The 15,666-nt window shown below is 73.1% G+C and carries 15 protein-coding genes; 10 read left to right on the forward strand and 5 right to left on the reverse strand.

The window, feature by feature from the left end:
- Positions 1-242 precede the first annotated feature (242 nt).
- Positions 243-413, forward strand: a complete 171-nt coding sequence (locus ACFOWE_RS23075; protein ID WP_377291143.1) for a hypothetical protein — start codon at positions 243-245, stop codon at positions 411-413.
- A 205-nt stretch (positions 414-618) separates the two neighbouring features.
- On the opposite strand, the gene ACFOWE_RS23080 is transcribed toward ACFOWE_RS23075, so the two are convergent.
- Both ACFOWE_RS23080 and ACFOWE_RS23085 read right to left on the reverse strand, forming a co-directional pair.
- Entirely contained in the window at positions 619-1,764 is a 1,146-nt protein-coding gene (locus ACFOWE_RS23080; RefSeq protein ID WP_377291144.1) for an MFS transporter, read from the reverse strand.
- 80 nt (positions 1,765-1,844) lie between these two features.
- The gene (locus ACFOWE_RS23085) at positions 1,845-2,933 is read right to left on the reverse strand and encodes an alkene reductase (protein WP_377291145.1); all 1,089 of its coding nucleotides are present in this window, start codon (positions 2,931-2,933) and stop codon (positions 1,845-1,847) included.
- A gap of 145 nt (positions 2,934-3,078) precedes the next feature.
- Here ACFOWE_RS23085 and ACFOWE_RS23090 point away from each other — a divergent pair, with 145 nt between their 5' ends.
- Positions 3,079-5,745: an ATP-binding protein gene (locus ACFOWE_RS23090; RefSeq protein WP_377291146.1), complete on the forward strand. Its 2,667-nt coding sequence runs from the start codon at positions 3,079-3,081 to the stop codon at positions 5,743-5,745.
- 395 nt (positions 5,746-6,140) lie between these two features.
- Here the strand turns inward: ACFOWE_RS23090 and ACFOWE_RS23095 are convergent, their stop codons facing one another.
- Positions 6,141-6,866, reverse strand: coding sequence for a T6SS immunity protein Tdi1 domain-containing protein (locus ACFOWE_RS23095; RefSeq protein ID WP_377291147.1), 726 nt, complete (start codon positions 6,864-6,866; stop codon positions 6,141-6,143).
- A 560-nt stretch (positions 6,867-7,426) separates the two neighbouring features.
- Here ACFOWE_RS23095 and ACFOWE_RS23100 point away from each other — a divergent pair.
- On the forward strand, positions 7,427-7,627 hold the full coding sequence (locus ACFOWE_RS23100) for a hypothetical protein (RefSeq protein WP_377291148.1): 201 nt from the start codon (positions 7,427-7,429) through the stop codon (positions 7,625-7,627).
- Positions 7,628-7,721: 94 nt separating this feature from the next.
- On the opposite strand, the gene ACFOWE_RS23105 is transcribed toward ACFOWE_RS23100, so the two are convergent.
- Positions 7,722-8,477, reverse strand: coding sequence for an MBL fold metallo-hydrolase (locus tag ACFOWE_RS23105; protein WP_377291149.1), 756 nt, complete (start codon positions 8,475-8,477; stop codon positions 7,722-7,724).
- A 288-nt stretch (positions 8,478-8,765) separates the two neighbouring features.
- Here ACFOWE_RS23105 and ACFOWE_RS23110 point away from each other — a divergent pair, with 288 nt between their 5' ends.
- From ACFOWE_RS23110 to ACFOWE_RS23140, 7 genes are all read left to right on the forward strand, one after another.
- The gene (locus tag ACFOWE_RS23110) at positions 8,766-9,542 is read left to right on the forward strand and encodes an SGNH/GDSL hydrolase family protein (protein WP_377291150.1); all 777 of its coding nucleotides are present in this window, start codon (positions 8,766-8,768) and stop codon (positions 9,540-9,542) included.
- A 166-nt stretch (positions 9,543-9,708) separates the two neighbouring features.
- Positions 9,709-10,194, forward strand: a complete 486-nt coding sequence (locus tag ACFOWE_RS23115) for a DnaJ family domain-containing protein (RefSeq protein ID WP_377291151.1) — start codon at positions 9,709-9,711, stop codon at positions 10,192-10,194.
- Positions 10,195-10,337: 143 nt separating this feature from the next.
- A complete protein-coding gene (locus ACFOWE_RS23120; RefSeq protein ID WP_377291152.1) occupies positions 10,338-10,850 on the forward strand; it encodes a GNAT family N-acetyltransferase in 513 nt (170 codons plus the stop codon).
- Positions 10,851-11,081: 231 nt separating this feature from the next.
- Complete coding sequence (locus ACFOWE_RS23125) at positions 11,082-11,414, forward strand: MmcQ/YjbR family DNA-binding protein (protein WP_377291347.1); 333 nt, start codon at positions 11,082-11,084, stop codon at positions 11,412-11,414.
- Between the two features lie 147 nt (positions 11,415-11,561).
- On the forward strand, positions 11,562-12,521 hold the full coding sequence (locus ACFOWE_RS23130) for an RNA polymerase subunit sigma-70 (protein ID WP_377291153.1): 960 nt from the start codon (positions 11,562-11,564) through the stop codon (positions 12,519-12,521).
- A 168-nt stretch (positions 12,522-12,689) separates the two neighbouring features.
- Positions 12,690-13,796: a serine hydrolase domain-containing protein gene (locus tag ACFOWE_RS23135; RefSeq protein ID WP_377291154.1), complete on the forward strand. Its 1,107-nt coding sequence runs from the start codon at positions 12,690-12,692 to the stop codon at positions 13,794-13,796.
- A 92-nt stretch (positions 13,797-13,888) separates the two neighbouring features.
- Positions 13,889-14,992, forward strand: a complete 1,104-nt coding sequence (locus ACFOWE_RS23140; RefSeq protein ID WP_377291155.1) for a CapA family protein — start codon at positions 13,889-13,891, stop codon at positions 14,990-14,992.
- Positions 14,993-15,070: 78 nt separating this feature from the next.
- Here the strand turns inward: ACFOWE_RS23140 and ACFOWE_RS23145 are convergent, their stop codons facing one another.
- Positions 15,071-15,523: a GNAT family N-acetyltransferase gene (locus tag ACFOWE_RS23145; RefSeq protein ID WP_377291156.1), complete on the reverse strand. Its 453-nt coding sequence runs from the start codon at positions 15,521-15,523 to the stop codon at positions 15,071-15,073.
- Between the last annotated feature and the right edge of the window lie 143 nt (positions 15,524-15,666).

The following is a 15,666-nucleotide window of genomic DNA, read 5'->3' on the forward strand; positions in this document are numbered from 1 at the left end:
CGCTGCGGACAACGTGAAGGACCGGCACCATCACGAATGCCTGAAGCTGCTCGCCGGGCGAGTGGTCCGCTGCTCGTGCCCTCCCCGGTGATGGGGGAGATCGGTTATCTGCTGGAGTCCCGTGACGGCCCGAGAGCCGAGGTGACGTTCCTCAAGTCGTTCGGGGGCGGTGGATTCCACGTGCGGAACTGGAAGACGAAGACCTTTGGACTCCCCGCCCGGCGTGAACCGTACGGCGGGACGTGGCCACGTCCGTCCCCATGCACGGTGCTCGCGGGCTCGGTCGGACGCGGCCGTCGTACCTCGCGCTGAACAGGCTCATCATGGAGCGGCTGACCCTTGCCGACATCTTCACCGAGCAGGAGATCCACGAACTGGGGGACGCCGCCCTTCGAAGATCGCTGGGTTCCTGAGGCGTGAGGTCACCCGGTGGCCCGGGGAGACGATCCTCACTCCCGAAGGAATCGGTCCCCGGACCCGACCGCCACGCTGCCGACGCCCGGGTCCATGGCGCCTTGCGGACGACCGACCTCTCCACCCCGGGCCCGTGAGGACCCCGCCCTCTCGGTGCGGGCCTGAGCGGCCTGTGGCCGATGCGGTGGTTCGCGGAGCCGCTCGTCAGCCGGTGAGCGCGGCCGCGATGGCGGGGCCGAACGCGGCGCCCAGCAGGTAGCAGAGGTTGAACAGGCCCATGGCCGTCGCCCGCGCCCTGCCGGGCACCGCCGCGGTGGCGCGCGCCGCGAACGCGCCCTGCCCAGAGGCGGCGGCAAGGGAGGTGAACGCCTGCGCGACGAGAAGGACGGCTGGTGAGACTCCGGCACCCGCCAGTGCCACGCCGGCCGCCGCCAGCCCGGAGAACAGTACGGCGACGGCTTTCACGGGCGCCTTCGCGGTGGCCGCGATCGTCCCGTACGAGACCAGCCCGCCGAACAGCAGCGGCCACAGGATGGCCGCCCCCACCGCACCGCTGGTCCAGCCCGTCCGCTCCGCGAGCAGGGCGGGCAGCAGGTAGATCATTCCGAAGTTGGCCGCGGCCAGCAGGAACGCCAGCCCGGACGCCAGAAGGAACACCGGGGAACGGACGACCGGCACAGGCACGAAGCCGTCGGGCTCGGTGCGCAGGTGCAGCGCCAGCAGCCCGCCGGCCGCCACGGTGGCGGCCCCCGCGACCGTCCACAGGTGCGGCACGAACACCAGCGCCGTGACCAGCACCGTCAGCAGCACCGCCCCCCGCGGGTCGAAGGAGGCCCCGGGTGCCGGGCCCGCCAAGCGGTGGCGCAGCACGCCCGGAACGGCCAGCAGGCTCAGCGCGGGCAGCACCAAGCCCGCCCGCCACGACAGCACTCCTGCAACCAGGTCGGCGATCAGAGGGGCAGCGGCACCCACCGTCGCCAGTGAAGCCGTGACCAGCCCCATCGAGCGCGCCGAGCCGCTGAGGCTCATGGCGATCGTGGTGAACCCCGCCGTGCCGAACCCTTGGACCGCGCTGCCCAGTACCAGCACCGGCAGCGACGGCACGGCCGTCACCAGCGCCGCGCCCAGCGCCACCAGCACGGAACAGGTGATCAATGCCCGCCGTGCTCCCTGACGGCTCTGCAGGCCGGCCATCAACGGTGTGCCTATCGCGATGGCCCAGCCGAAGGCGGTGACGATCCAGGTGGCCGTGCCGAGGGGCGACCCGAGGTCGCGGGCCGCGTCCGGCAGGATGAGGCTCGGCCCCGCGATGCCGAAAGAGAGCGGTCCCGCCAGCAGAGCCAGCCACACCGCCGGAACGCCGGGCCCCTCCGGTGCGGCTTCCCGAGGCACGCCGGCGCGGCCGGATGCGAAAGGAGAGGACGAACGGCTCATCTGTCCTCCTCGCGCGCGGCCAGCACCGGGTAGTCCGTGTAACCGCGGTGGTCGCCGCCGTAGAAGGTCTTCGGGTCGGCCTCGTTGTACGGGCCGCCCCTCGCGATCCGCGCGGGCAGGTCGGGGTTGGCCAGCCACAGCCTGCCGAAGGAGATCGCGTCGGCCAGGCCGGAGCGCAGCGCCTCGAGTCCGTCGGCCGGGGTCGCGGGCTCGTCACCGCTCCACGGATGCGGGTTGAGGACGAGAGGGCCGGGCCACTCCGATCGAATGATCTTGGTCACGTCGCGCGTGTCGTTCTCCGACACGTGCAGGTAGGCCAGTCCGTAGGGGGAGAGCGCGCGCGCCAGCTCCGCGTACAGGATCTCCGTATCGCTCTCGTTCATGCCGTTGTAGGTGATGCCGGGAGACAGCCGGATTCCGGTGCGGTCCGGGCCGATGGCGTCGCTGACGGCCTGCACGACCTCCACGGCGAACCTGATCCGTCCGGTCACCGAACCGCCGTAGGCGTCGGTGCGCCGGTTGGTGTTGTCGGACAGGAACTGGTGGATCAGGTAGCCGCTGGCACCGTGCAGCTCGACCGCGTCGAAACCGGCGTCCATCGCCAGCCGGGCCGCGGTCGCGAACTCCTCGATGGCCTGGTCGATGTCAGCCAGGGTCATCTCGCGGGGAGTCGGGTGGTCGAGCAGCCCGTCCGGCGTGTAGAGCCGCTCGCCGGAGCGGATGGCGGACGGCGCGAGGGGGCGCTCGCCTCCGGGATACAGGCGGGGATGGCCGATCCGCCCGGAGTGCATGAGCTGGACCGCGATGCGGCCGCCCCGCCGGTGCACCGCGTCCGTCACCAGCCGCCAGGCGGCCACCTGCTCGGGCGAGTGCAGGCCCGGGGTGTCGATGTACCCCTGGCCGATCACGCACGGCTGGGTGCCTTCGGTGATGATCAGGCCGGCGGTGGCGCGCTGGGCGTAGTACTCGGCGGTCTGTTCGCCGACGAGCCCGTCCCAGGCCCTGCTGCGCGTCATGGGGGCCATGACCAGGCGGTTGGGCAGTTTCAGCGCGCCGCGGGTGACAGGCGTGAGCAGTTCGTTCATGTCGTCCTCCGTGCCGTGGGCTCGTTTCGTTGCGACGAGGGTATGGACGAAGGCTTACGGCCCGAATCGGTAAGGTTTCGTACTGAGTTACTGGGATCGCCTCGGTATCCCCGGCATCCGTACCTCGGGACGAAAGGCATGGCCGTTGCTGTACGGCAGGGCGAGTGAGCAGGCCGCGATCGAGGAACTCGTGGAGGCCGTACGCGCAGGCCACAGCGGCGGTCTCGTTCTGCGCGGCGAGGCGGGCATCGGCAAGTCGGCGCTGCTGGACTGGGCCGCCAAGCGCTGCTCCGATCGGGAGGTGCGGATCCTGCGGGCCACCGGCATCGAGACGGAGACCGATCTCGCCTTCGCCGGGCTCGTGCAGCTGCTCTGGCCGGTCCAGGACCGTCTCGACGTCCTGCCCGCACCGCAGGCGGACGCCCTGCGGGCGGTGCTCGGCTCGGGCGGCTCGGCCGGGCAGGACAGATTCCTGTCCGGGCTGGCCGTGATGACCCTGCTGGCCCACCTGGCCGACGACGGTCCGGTGCTCTGCCTGGTCGACGACGCGCACTGGCTGGATCAGGCCAGTGCCGACGCGCTGCTGTTCGCCGCCCGGCGCCTCACGGACGAGAAAGCCGCGTTGCTGTTCGCCGCCAGGGAAGAGGGCTTCGCCGCCTCCGGCCTGCCCGAGATCCGGCTGTCGCGGCTGTCGCGCGAGGACGCGGCGCGCGTGCTGCAACACCGGGGACTGCCCCCCGCGGAGCGGGATCAGGTGATCGACGAATCCGACGGGAATCCGCTGGCGCTGATGGAGTTCTCCGACGGACGCAGGCGCTACTACACGGCGGCCGGCCCGATCCCGATCCCGATCGCCGACCGGGTGCTGTCGTCCTACCGCTCGCGTATCGCCCTGCTGCCGGACAGGACCCGGTTGATGATGCTGACGGCCGCCGCCGAAGGCCGTGGAGACCTGCCCATGCTGCTGCGCGCCGCCGCGGCCCTGGAGGTCGGACCGGAAGATCTGGCGGAGGCCGAGGAGGCACGACTGGTCGAGGTGAGCGCCTCGGCCATCACCTTTCGCCATCCCCTGATCCGTACCGCCGCCTACCAGAGCGCGCCCCTGGCGCGGCGGATCGCCGTGCACCGGGTGCTGGCGGATGCGGCCACCGACGAGGACTGCCGCGTCCGGCACCGGGCCGCGGCGGCGACCTCACCTGACGAGGACCTGGCGGCAGCCTTGACCGACGCCGCCGAACGGGCCCGCGGCCGGGCCGCCTTCGCCGCGGCCGCCGGTCTGTGGGAGCAGGCCGCGGCCTTCACCGTGAGCCCGCTCGCCCGGGCCGCCCGGCTGGCCCGGGCGGCGTCGCTGGCGTTGGTGTCCGGCCACGCCGACCATGCCGCGGATCTCGTCCGGCAGGCCGAGGGACTGGTGGACGAGCCCGGCCGCCTCGTCGCGCTGACCGAGATACGGGCCGCGGTGGAGTTCGAACGAGGAGAGGGCCGGCCGGCCGCCCGCATCCTGGTGGAACGGGCCACCGCCGCGGATCCGGCACGGGCGGTGTCCATGCTCCGCACCGCGGCCGGGTACGCGTGGCTCTGCGGCGAGGTGGAGGTGATCCGGAGCGCCGCCGCGCGGCTGGCCGGCACCGGCGCACCGGATCCGATGGTGCAGGGGCTGGCGCACCTGGTCGACGACGACTACGCGCGCGGCCTGCCGCTGCTGCGGCAGTTCGTCGCGCAGACAGTGCCTGAGGTCACCGGCAGGGCGCCAGGCGCATCGCCGGAGGACACCACCACGCAGTGGGCCGCCTTCTGTGCCATGGTCATGGCCGACGACGACACGGCCGCCGCCCTGGCGACCGCCGAGGTGGCGCGGCTGCGCAGGCAGAGCCTGGTGGGAGCGCTGCCGCAGGTGCTGCAGCATCTGGCCGGAGTTCAGGTGCAGGCCGGCAGGCACCGTGACGCCGAGGCCTCCGTCGCGGAAGCCGTTCAGCTCGCCCACGACATCGGGATGCCCCAGCGGGTCACGCGGCTGCGCGCGGTGCTGGCCAGAGTGGCGGCCATCGAGGGCGACGAGGAACGCTGCCTGCGGCTGACCGGTGACCCGGCTGACGCCGGCGGCGTGACCGGCCTGGCCGCGCTCTGCCTGCTCGACCTGGGACTCGGGCACTACGAGCGTGTGCTGGAGCGGCTCGAAGCCGCCGCGCGAGGACCGCTGCGGCACCTGACGGTGCTGGTCACGGCCGCAGCCGAGCAGGTCGAGGCGGCCGTGCGGCTGAACCGGCCCGAACGGGCCGAGGAGCCCCTGCACCGCCTGGAAGCCTGGGCGCGCGCCGGTGGGCAGCCCTGGGCGGAGGCGGTCAGCGCCCGCTGCCGCGCTCTGCTCAGCGACGATGAGGACGACTACCTCCGTGCCCTCGCGGCGCACCAGCGCGCGAACCGGCCCTTCGAGCAGGCGCGCACCGAACTGGCCTACGGTGAGTGGCTGCGCCGGGTTCGCCGCCGCAGCGACGCCCGCGCTCCGCTGCGCGCGGCGCTGCAGACCTTCGAGCGGCTGCGGGCCGAGCCGTGGCGAGCACGCGCGGAGGCGGAGCTGAAGGCGACGGGGGAGTCCGTCGTGGTCGCCCAGCCGACGGCCGCCGACCCCCTGGAGCGGCTCACGCCGCAGGAACTCCAGGTCGTCCGGCTGGCGATGGACGGCGGCACGAGCCGGGAGATCGCCGCCCACCTGTTCCTCAGCCCGCGCACCGTGGAGCACCACCTCTACCGGGCCTACCGTAAGCTCGGCATCCGGTCCCGTCGCGAGCTGGCCCGCCTCGACCTCACGTGAGGCTCAAGAGGGCGTTTCGCCACTCGGTCGCAGAGACAGGGCAGGAGCAGCGCGCCGTGTCCGACAGGATGATCACATGGCGGTGAAGAGCGGCAGACGATGGAACCACAACATCCACTACCGCCCACACATCCTGCGTGCGACCGAACGGTAGGAGTGCGAGGGCCGGACGGCCGGGAGGCACTGAAGGGGCAAGAGGTTCGGCCGATCGAAGATCTTCCCTCCTGGAGGATCATCGAGGAGAGCGACATCCGGGTGGCGCTCATGCGAGAGCTCGACGTATCGCAGGAACGGGGGCGAGGGACGGTGGGCACCCATGCCCTCCTGGTGGTCGAACGGTTCGGTCCCCCTGGGATGACGGTCGCCCCGGTTGGGTAGCCGTTGCGGCGGCGGTCTCAACTCATCGTGATCCCGGTGATGGGCGAGCCAGGAGGAAGATCACGTACTTGCTCGTGGATCTGACCGGCGATGTTCAGCCCGACCGCGAAGTCGATTACTTCCAGGTTGTCCAGGTCCACCTCGCCTCCGAGAACGGGCGGGTGCTTGAAGTCGTAAACCTGCTCCGCCGCCGGAGCCAGGCCCTGCCGCACGGCCGCCCGCACGAGGCCCACCAGCAGGTACCTCTCCTGGCCGGCGACGGTGTTCAGCTCCGCTCGTACCGCGTCGGCGTCCTCCCACGGCCGGGTGAGGCTGCCTTCAATGGTGTCGAGCCACCAGAAGCCGTCCTCCGCCCGGAAGACCACGTCCCCGAACAGGGACGCGAGCACGGGCACCTTGCCCTCGAGCCCGATCCAATGCCAGGACTCCAGACCCTGCTCGAACTGTTCCGGAGTGAAGACCTTCGTCAATTCCATCCCGATATCAAACCGCACAGCTGTTCCGGCCGCGGCCGCGGCCGTTGCCGGCCGCCGGTTCGCGATGCCCGTTGGCCGGGTGGCCGCGTCGGGCCTGCTCGGCGGAGCGTCCGTTCCGGACGCGCGCCCGCACGGGAGCAGGGTGAGAGCTGTCGCCGTCATCGCGCCTGCGAGTCGCATGAATTCCTCACCGTACCCGTAGCGGTTCGGAGGCCTGATGGTGTGTCCTGCTGCGGATCCGGTGGAGTCGCGTTCGCGGATCGCCATGTCGTGACGGTCGTGCCCGCGAATTCCATCGGGGCCGGAATGACAGGACCGCTGTGCCGCCGTCTTCCGGTCGCCGCGTATCCCCGGATATCCGAGGACGGCGCCGGTGGGTTGAGCGCCTCCGGGCTGCGGGCAGGACTGCACCGCATTCTCACATTTCCTGCGCCGGGTCACCACGGGAGTCTGTTTCGATCGTGCCGTGACGGAGAGGGGCGCGCCCGGGGCGGGCGAGGTGTCCTGGGTGAGAGGCTGCGGGCTGCTGTTGGCCGTCGCGCTGGTCTGGGTGACGCTCAGGACGTTTCCCGACGTCGTCCCGATGGCCGGGGTGCGGCGCCACTGCCCGGACGGACCGGCCGCGAGAACTCCCCGCCATGGCGCCGCCGCCGAACGGATTCCGGATGAGCGCGTCCCGCCCCGGTGGATCTCCGGGCCCGGCGGCGGGTCCGCCGGATCGCAGACCCGTGACGCCGCCGGATCGTGCGGCCGGGGAATCCTTTCGGAATCCGCAGGCCGCTGGATATTCCGCCGGGCGTTCAGGGCCGGATGGTTATCATCCCATTATGAATGAGCCTCAGCCGGTGACGCTTCCCAATGGCCTCGTCCTCCAATGCGACACCTGCCGTAACGAGACCTTCGAATATCACCGCTGGAAGCTCCAGGCCACGGGAATGACTTTCATGGGCATGGACTGGGCCAATCGCGATGCCACGTGTTTCGTGTGCACCGAGTGCCGCCGGATCCACTGGTTCCACCCGGTGTGACGGGCGAGCCCTCCTCCTGGCCGCGGTCCTCGGCCCCGTCGGCGTTCTTCCTCCGGTACGGCGGTGCGCCCGCGGACGGGTGCCGTCCGCTTCCTCATCCGGTGCAGCGGGCCAGCTCGGCGGCGTCGTGGGCGCTGAAGACCCGGACCCGGCCGGGCAGTTCCCGCAGCCGGGCCAGGTTGGCCAGCCGCCGGGCGTGGTCGACGGCGATGAACCGCTGGGCGAGACGCAGCGCCGGCGGGCAGTGCGGCGGCGTGAAGATCTCCCCGTGGAACCAGTAGGCGTCGCCGGCGTGCAGCAGCCAGCCGTCACCGGTGTCCACGGCCACGCCGGAGTGGCCCCGGGTGTGCCCGGCCAGCGGGACGAGCGCCACGCCTTCTAGACCGTCCAACGGGCGGGCGCGCAGGCCGTACAGGTCGTCGCCGGCGTCGTCGTAGAGGGCCCAGTCGGGGCCGTGCGACCATTGGGCGGGCAGGTAGCGGCGGCGCTGGGCCACGCCCCCGGACGGGTGGGTGGCCGCGGCCAGTTCGGCGGCGTGCAGGTGGACGCGGGCGTGCGGGAAGTCCCGCAGCCCCCCGGCGTGGTCGGGGTCCAGATGGGTGAGCACGATGTGGCGCACGTCGCCGGGATCCAGGCCGAGGCCCTCCACCTGCCGTACGGCCGACTCGGCGGGATCGAGCCGGGGCCGGGACGTGCGGAGGAAGAACGGCTCCAGGCGGTCCTCGCCGAGGGCGAAGCCGGTGTCGACCAGCACTAGGTCGTGTGCGGTCTCGATGAGCAGGCAGTGGGCGACCATGCGGGGCATGAGGGGAGGGGTCATCGTCCCGCAGTTGAGGTGGTGGACCTTCATCCGCTCATCGTGCCCTTCCGCGGGTGATCCGGACAGGGGGCGAGGGCCGCGGAGAGCGCGGGCAGATAGCCCCGGGCGTGGCCGGTGGCGTTCGGGTGGTCGGGACGGGAGCGGGGCCGGGTGCCCCGGCGGGTTTCCGGTGCGGGCGGGACGGTCTCCTGATGCCTGTGTGGCAGCGCATTCTTACTGGTAGACGGCCGGGTATGGTCACATGTTTCATACCTTTTACTCATACATTACTCGGGCGTAAAACTGGTGAGTAACACCCCCCAGCGGTTGGAGAACCAGATGCGTCCTCACCGTGCCCTGTCCATGGCCCTGGCCGCGTTCGCGTTCGTCGCGGCCTCGCTGTCCGGCGTCCCCGCGTCGCACGCGGCGGCCGAGACCTACGTCGCCCTGGGCGACTCCTACTCCTCCGGCACCGGAGCCGGGAACTACACCAACGTGCTGTGCACGCGCAGCGCCAACGCCTACCCGCAGAGGTGGGCGGCGGCCAACTCCCCGGCGGTCTTCAGATTCGTCGCCTGCGGCGGCGCGAAGATCCCGGACGTGCGCGGCAACCAGCTGTCGGCCCTCGACGGCTCCACCACCCTGGTCAGCATCACCATCGGCGGCAACGACGTCGGCTTCGCCGACACGATGCTGAGCTGCCTGCTCTCCAGCACGACCGCGTGCCGGAACGCGGTGAACAGGGGGCTCGAGTACGCCCGGAACGTGCTCCCGGGCGAGCTCGACGCCCTCTACGCCGAGATCAGGGCGCGCGCCCCGCAGGCGAAGGTCGTGGTGCTCGGCTACCCCCGCCTCTACAAGCAGGGCGGGATCTGCCTCGGCGGGCCGAGCTCCACCAAGCGGTCGATCATCAACGACGGCGCCGACCGGCTGAACGAGGTCATCGCCGACCGCGCCGCGGCCGCCGGGTTCACCTTCGCGGACGCCCGGCAGGCGTTCGCGGGCCACGAGATCTGCACGTCGAGCCCCTGGATCAGCGGCACCACCGTCCACCCGAACGCCACCGGCCACGCCCGGGGCTATCTGCCCGCGCTCTCCGCGGCCCTCGCCCCCTGACGGGACCCTCTGACGAGGCTCCTGGCGGCGTCCCCGGGCCCGCGCCGCGGAGAGCGACCTTCCGCGGTGCGGGCCCGGCGGCGCCGGGACGGTACGGCGGCGCCGTCCGGGCCGTCGCGCTGGTTATCCTCGAAGGAGCCGCAGGTCTCGCAGGGGGGTGGGATCCGTGACGGAGCGCAAGCCGCTCGGAGCCGGCTTCGAGACATGGGTCGACCGGCAGATCCGCGAGGCCGCCGAGCGCGGGGCCTTCGACGACCTGCCGGGGGCGGGCAAGCCCCTGCCCGGTGAGGGCGAGCCGTACGACGAGATGTGGTGGATCAAGCAGAAGCTGGAGGCGGAGAACCTGGCGTTCCCGCTGCCCGGCACGCTCGCGCTGCGCAAGGAGGCCGAGGAGGCCCGGGCGGTGGCGGTGGCCGCGCGCACGGAGGCCGAGGCCCGCCGGATCATCGGGGAGATCAACGGCAGGATCCGGGAGAGCTACCGGAAGGCCCTGTCCGGCCCGCCGGTCCACCAGCCGCTCCTCGACGCGGAGGAGGTCGTCGCCGAGTGGCGGGCCGCCCATCCCGCGGAGGAGGGACCCGCCTCCCCGGAGCCGCCGCGCCGGAGGCCGTCCTTCTTCCGGCGTCTCAGGCGGAGCCGGGCCGGGGAGTAGGCAGCGCCGCCAGGGCCAGCAGCTCGTCGACCGGCGCCGGCCGGGCGGGACGGCGGGGAACGGGAGGCCATTTCCGCCGTGACCGGGTCCCGGTAAGGTTCATGATCTCCGTGTCCGGCCCCGACCGAGGAGAGACCCCTGCGATGCGCGTGGTGCTCCGTCCCGTCCTGCACGACGATCTTCAGATCTTCGAGGAAGAGTTCCGCACGCCGGAGGGCACCGGCCCCTACCAGTGGTTCGGCCACCAGGACCCGGTCAGGCTGCGCCGCGCGTTCGCCGAGACGGGCCTGCTGGGGGACGAGGGCGGCACGCTGACGGTCTGCGCCGGTGGGGAGGTCGCCGGCCGCGTCGAGTGGTTCAAGGGCTCCTGGGGGCGGCCGGTCACCTCCTGGTGCTGGACGATCGCCATCGGCCTCAGGCCCGGTCTTCGGGGGCGCGGCATCGGGACCGAGGCGCAGCGGCGGCTCGTCGCCTACCTGTTCGACCACACCCGGGCCCACCGCGTCCAGGCCTTCACCGACATCGCCAACCTCGCCGAGCAGCGCGCGCTGGAGAAGGCGGGATTCGAGCGCGAGGGTGTCGTCCGCGAGGCGCAGTGGCGCGGCGGCCGCTGGCACGACCAGGTCCTGTACTCCGTGCTCCGGCCCCGCGGCTGAACGGCTCCGGCCCCGCGGCCGAACGGCTCCGGGGCCGGGGCGGACGGGCTCCGGCTCGGCGGTCGAACGGCTCCGAGCCCGCCTCTGAGCCCGCCTCCGGGTCCGCGCCGCCGTACGGCGACGTCCTCGGCGCCCCGGTGGCGGCGGGAGAGCCGCGTGGCGGCGGGGAAAATGTCGGAGCCGGCTGATAGGCCAGGGCCCATGGGTGTGACTGTTGACGAGTTCCTGAAGATGCTGGACCGGCTGCCCGAGGTGAAGCAGAGCCCCGGCGGCGACTGGATCTCGCTGAAGGTCCGTGGCAAGGGCTTCGGCTACCTGTGGGAGCGGACGGAGACCGTCGGCCTCAAGTCGACGATCGAGGAGCAGATCGCGCTGGTGGCGGAGCGGCCGGAGGTCTTCGAGGTCCAGTTCACCGCGGGCCGGTTCGGCTGGGTCGTGGTCCACCTGGACGGGATCGACGCCGACGAGCTGTTCGAGCTGGTCACCGAGGCGTGGTGCCTGACCGCGCCCAGGCAGCTGGTCGAGGCGCACGAGGCCCTTCACCCGATTGATCATCATCAGTAGCCTGCGGGGCATGAGTGTTGTCATCACGACCGCGGAGAGCCGGGCGCCGCGGCGCTCCGGGCTCGCGGGCCCGGGGGCGGGCCGAGGGCGTGCGGAGACGCGCTCCGGGACGGGCCTCGCGCCGCGGGCCGTCCCGGGTGCGGGGCGGTGACGGCGGTGGACGGGTTCGGCGAGCGCCTGGAGGCGCACCGGCGGGAGCTGCACGTGCACTGCTACCGGATGCTCGGCTCTTTCGACGAGGCCGAGGACCTGGTCCAGGAGACGTTCCTGCGGGCTTGGCGACGGCGCGACGCGCTGCGCGACGACGACGGCCTTCGGGCCTGGCTGTACCGGATCGCCACCAACGCCTGCCTGGACCACCTCAGGGCGCACCCCCGCCGGCCGCAGCCGCGCCCGGCGCCGGTCCTGGCCGACCCCGGGCTCGACCGGCCGGTCGCGGGCGCGGTCCCGTGGCTCCAGCCGTACCCCGACGCGCTGCTGGACGCCGCCGACGTGGTGATCGACCAGGAGACGATCGAACTGGCCTTCCTGGTCGCGATCCAGCACCTGCCGGCCCGGCAGCGCGCGGTGCTGATCCTGCGCGACGTGCTCGGCTGGCCGGCGCAGGAGACCGCTGAGGCGCTCGGCCTGACGGTCGCCGCGGTGAAGAGCGCCCTGCAGCGGGCCAGGCCGGTCCTGCGCAGGCACCTGCCCGAGCGGCGGATGGAGTGGAGCGTGGACGCCGAGCCCACCGAGGCCGAGCGGGCCGTGCTGCGGCGCTACGTCGACGCCGTGGAGCGGGCCGACCCGTCCGTCCTGGCGGAGGTGCTACGGGCCGACGTGGTGCAGACGATGCCGCCGGAGCCGATCTGGCTGCACGGGCGCGGGGCCTTCCTCGCGGGATGGGACCCGGACGCGGGAGGACCGGCGGGATGGGGGGAGTGGCGGGTGCTCGCGACCCGCGCGAACCGGCAGCCCGCGGTCGCCGCGTACCTGCGCAGGCCCGGCGAGACCCGTTTCTCGCCCTCGTGGGTGGGCGTGCTCCGGGTCGAGGAGGGGCTGATCTCCCAGATCACCGTGTTCGGGGAGGAGCGGTTCGCCCTGTTCGGCCTGCCCTCCTCGCTCTGAGGCGCCGTCCGCGCGGTCCGGGCAGCCGGCTCGCACGGGGCCCGGGGCCGGCGGCCCGCCGGCTCCCGCCGGAGACGGCCGGCCGTCTTCCCGGCGGGGGACCGATTCCTTTTCCGCGGCCCGCTCGTCCTATGAGCGACCTACGAAGCCCGAGGGAGAGGAACCACCATGACCGATCTGCAGAAGCAGGTGCAGTACGCCATCGACGAGCTGGTGGAGTCCGGAGCCGAGCGCGGCGTGCAGGTCGCCGCCTACCGGCGCGGTGAGCTCCTGGTCGACGCGGTGGCGGGCGTCGCCGACCCGGCGAGCGGCCGCCCCTTCACCTCCGCCACCCCGGTCTACGCCACCTCGACGGGCAAGGGGGTGACCGCGACCGTCGTCCATGTGCTGGCCGAGCGCGGAGTCCTCGGCTACGAGACGCGGATCGCGGACGTGTGGCCGGAGTTCGCCGCCCACGGCAAGGAGCGGGCGACCGTACGGCACGCGCTGACGCACGCGACCGGCGTGCCCGGGGTGCCGGTCGGCACCACGCCCGAGGACCTGTGCGACTGGGACCGGATGTGCGCCGCGATCGCCGATGCCAGGCCGTGGTGGGAGCCGGGCACCCGGTTCGGCTACCACGCGCAGACCTTCGGCTACATCCTGGGTGAGGTCGTCCGCAGGGTGACCGGCAAGCGCATCTCGCAGGTGCTCCGCGAGGAGGTGACCGGGCCGCTCGGCGTGGCGGACGAGCTGTTCTTCGGCGTCCCCGCCGCCGAGCTCGGCCGGCTGGCCAGGATCGAGGACGCCGCTCCGGCGATGGAGATGCCCGCCGAGATGATGGCCGCGATCCCGTTCTTCCGGGTGGTCGACGGCTACACCGCCGCCCCCGCGGCGGCGATGCCGGACGCGGCCTTCAGCAACCGCGCCGACGTGCTGGGCTCCGACATCCCGGCGGGCGGCACGATGACCGCCCGCGCGGCGGCCCGCATGTACGACGCGCTGCTGAACGGGGAGCTCGTCTCCGCCGGCCGGTTGCGCGAGCTGTCCGCCGCGGCGGTGACGGGTGTGGACGAGGTCACCGGCGCCCCCGCCACGTGGGGTCTGGGCTACGCGGTCGGCCTGACCGGGGCGCTCGCCGCCCCGACCGTCTTCGGGATGGTCGGCAGCGGGGGCACCGCGGCCTTCGCGGACACCGCCACCGGGACCAGCGTGGCCGTGATGAAGAACCGTGCCTCGGCCGGTGACTTCGGCGCCGTCGACCGGATCGGCCGGATCGTGCTCGGGTCCTCCTGAGCGCCGGGCCGGGAGGTGGAGGCCCACCGGAGGCCGGGCGGTTCCCGCCGTCCGGTGGGCCCGGCGCCGGACGTACCGGATTTGATGGAGGTATGCAGGCAGACCCGATGACGCTGTTCCTCTGCGGGGACGTCATGCTCGGCCGCGGCGTCGACCAGATCCTTCCGTTCCCCGGCGATCCCGCGCTGCGCGAGACGTACGTCCAGGACGCCCGCGACTACGTCGCGCTGGCGGAGGCGGCCGGCGGCCCGGTGCCGCGGGCCGGCTTCGCCTGGCCCTGGGGGGACGCCCTGGCGGTGCTGGAGGAGACCGCGCCCGACCTGCGGGTGGTGAACCTCGAGACGAGCGTCACGCGCGGCGGAGAGTTCGCGCCGGGCAAGCCCGTGTGCTATCGGATGAGCCCGGACAACCTCCCCTGCCTGGCGGCGGCCCGGCCGGACGTCTGCGCGCTGGCCAACAACCACGTGCTGGACTTCGGCCGCCGGGGGCTGGAGGAGACGCTCGACGCCCTGGACCGCGCGGGACTGCGCCGGGCGGGAGCGGGCCGGGACGAGCGGGAGGCGTGGCGGCCCGCGGTCGTCACCGCCGGCGGCAGGCGTTTCGCGGTCCTCTCCTTCGGCATGGCCTCCAGCGGCGTCCCGCCGGGCTGGGCCGCGGCCCCGGACCGTCCCGGCGTCGCCTTCGTGCCCGCGACGGCCGCGGGGGAGGCCGAGGCCGCCGAGCGGGTACGGCAGGCCGGACGACACGGTGACATCGTGGTCGCCTCCGTCCACTGGGGCTCCAACTGGGGCTACGGCGTCCCCCGCGACCAGGTCCGCTTCGCGCACCGGCTCGTCGACGCCGGGGCCGACGTCGTGCACGGCCACTCCTCCCACCACCCCCGGCCCGCAGAGGTGTACCGGGGCAGGCTCGTGCTGTACGGCTGCGGAGACCTCGTCGACGACTACGAGGGCATCACCGGCTACGAGGAGTACCGCGACGATCTGCGGCTGCTGTACTTCGCGACGCTGGAGCCGGACTCCGGGGCCCTGGCCGGGCTGCGGATGACGCCCCTGCGGTCCCGCAGGATGCGGCTGTGCCACGCCTCGGACGCGGACCGGGCCTGGCTCCGGGACGTCCTCGACCGCGTCTGCCGTGATTTCGGCTCCGGGGTGGACCTGGAGCCGGACGGCGCCCTCGCCCTGCGGCCGGGATGAGCGGGCACGCCCGGGCACCGGGGACACTCGCGGGGCGGGGCACTCGCGGGGCGGGGGCACGCGCCACCGCCCGGAGCGTCAGGCGACGGTGACCTCCAGCAGCGGCAGCGTCCGGCCCGTCAGGGAGCCGGACGGCACGGAGCCGGTTCGCACGGCGCCCATCGCCAGATAGAACGGCTCGGCGTAGGGATCGGACTCGATCTCCAGCCGGGTGAAGCCGAGTCCGCGGGCGGTGGCGACGGCGTGCGCGAAGAGCAGCCGGCCGACGCCCGTCCCGATGGCGTCCGGCTCGACGAAGAGCATGCCCAGCTCTCCCCGTGGCGGGTCCCCCTCCAGGGTGGCGAAGCCCAGGACGCGGCCGTCCCGCTCGGCCACCACGGTCCGTGCCGCCGTGACCCGCCCGGGGGTCAGGGTCAGCTCGTCCCGGCATGCGGCCAGGAACGCCTCGTCGTAGCCCCAGTGGGCCTTGGACCGGAGCGCCAGGGCACTCAGCGTCTCCGCCTCGTCCGGCCGCGCGGTCCGCAGCAGCACGTCCGTCTCCTCTCCGGGCCCACCGGTGCGCCGTCCTCTCCGGCCGGACCGACCACCCTACCGATCGCTCACCGCGGCGGACAACGGAGTCCCGGCGGACAGCGGAGTCCCGGGAGGGCAGGGCGTCACCGGCGGCGGGATCA

This window comes from Planomonospora corallina, from assembly GCF_042650625.1.
GTDB classification, from domain to species: domain Bacteria; phylum Actinomycetota; class Actinomycetes; order Streptosporangiales; family Streptosporangiaceae; genus Planomonospora_B; species Planomonospora_B corallina.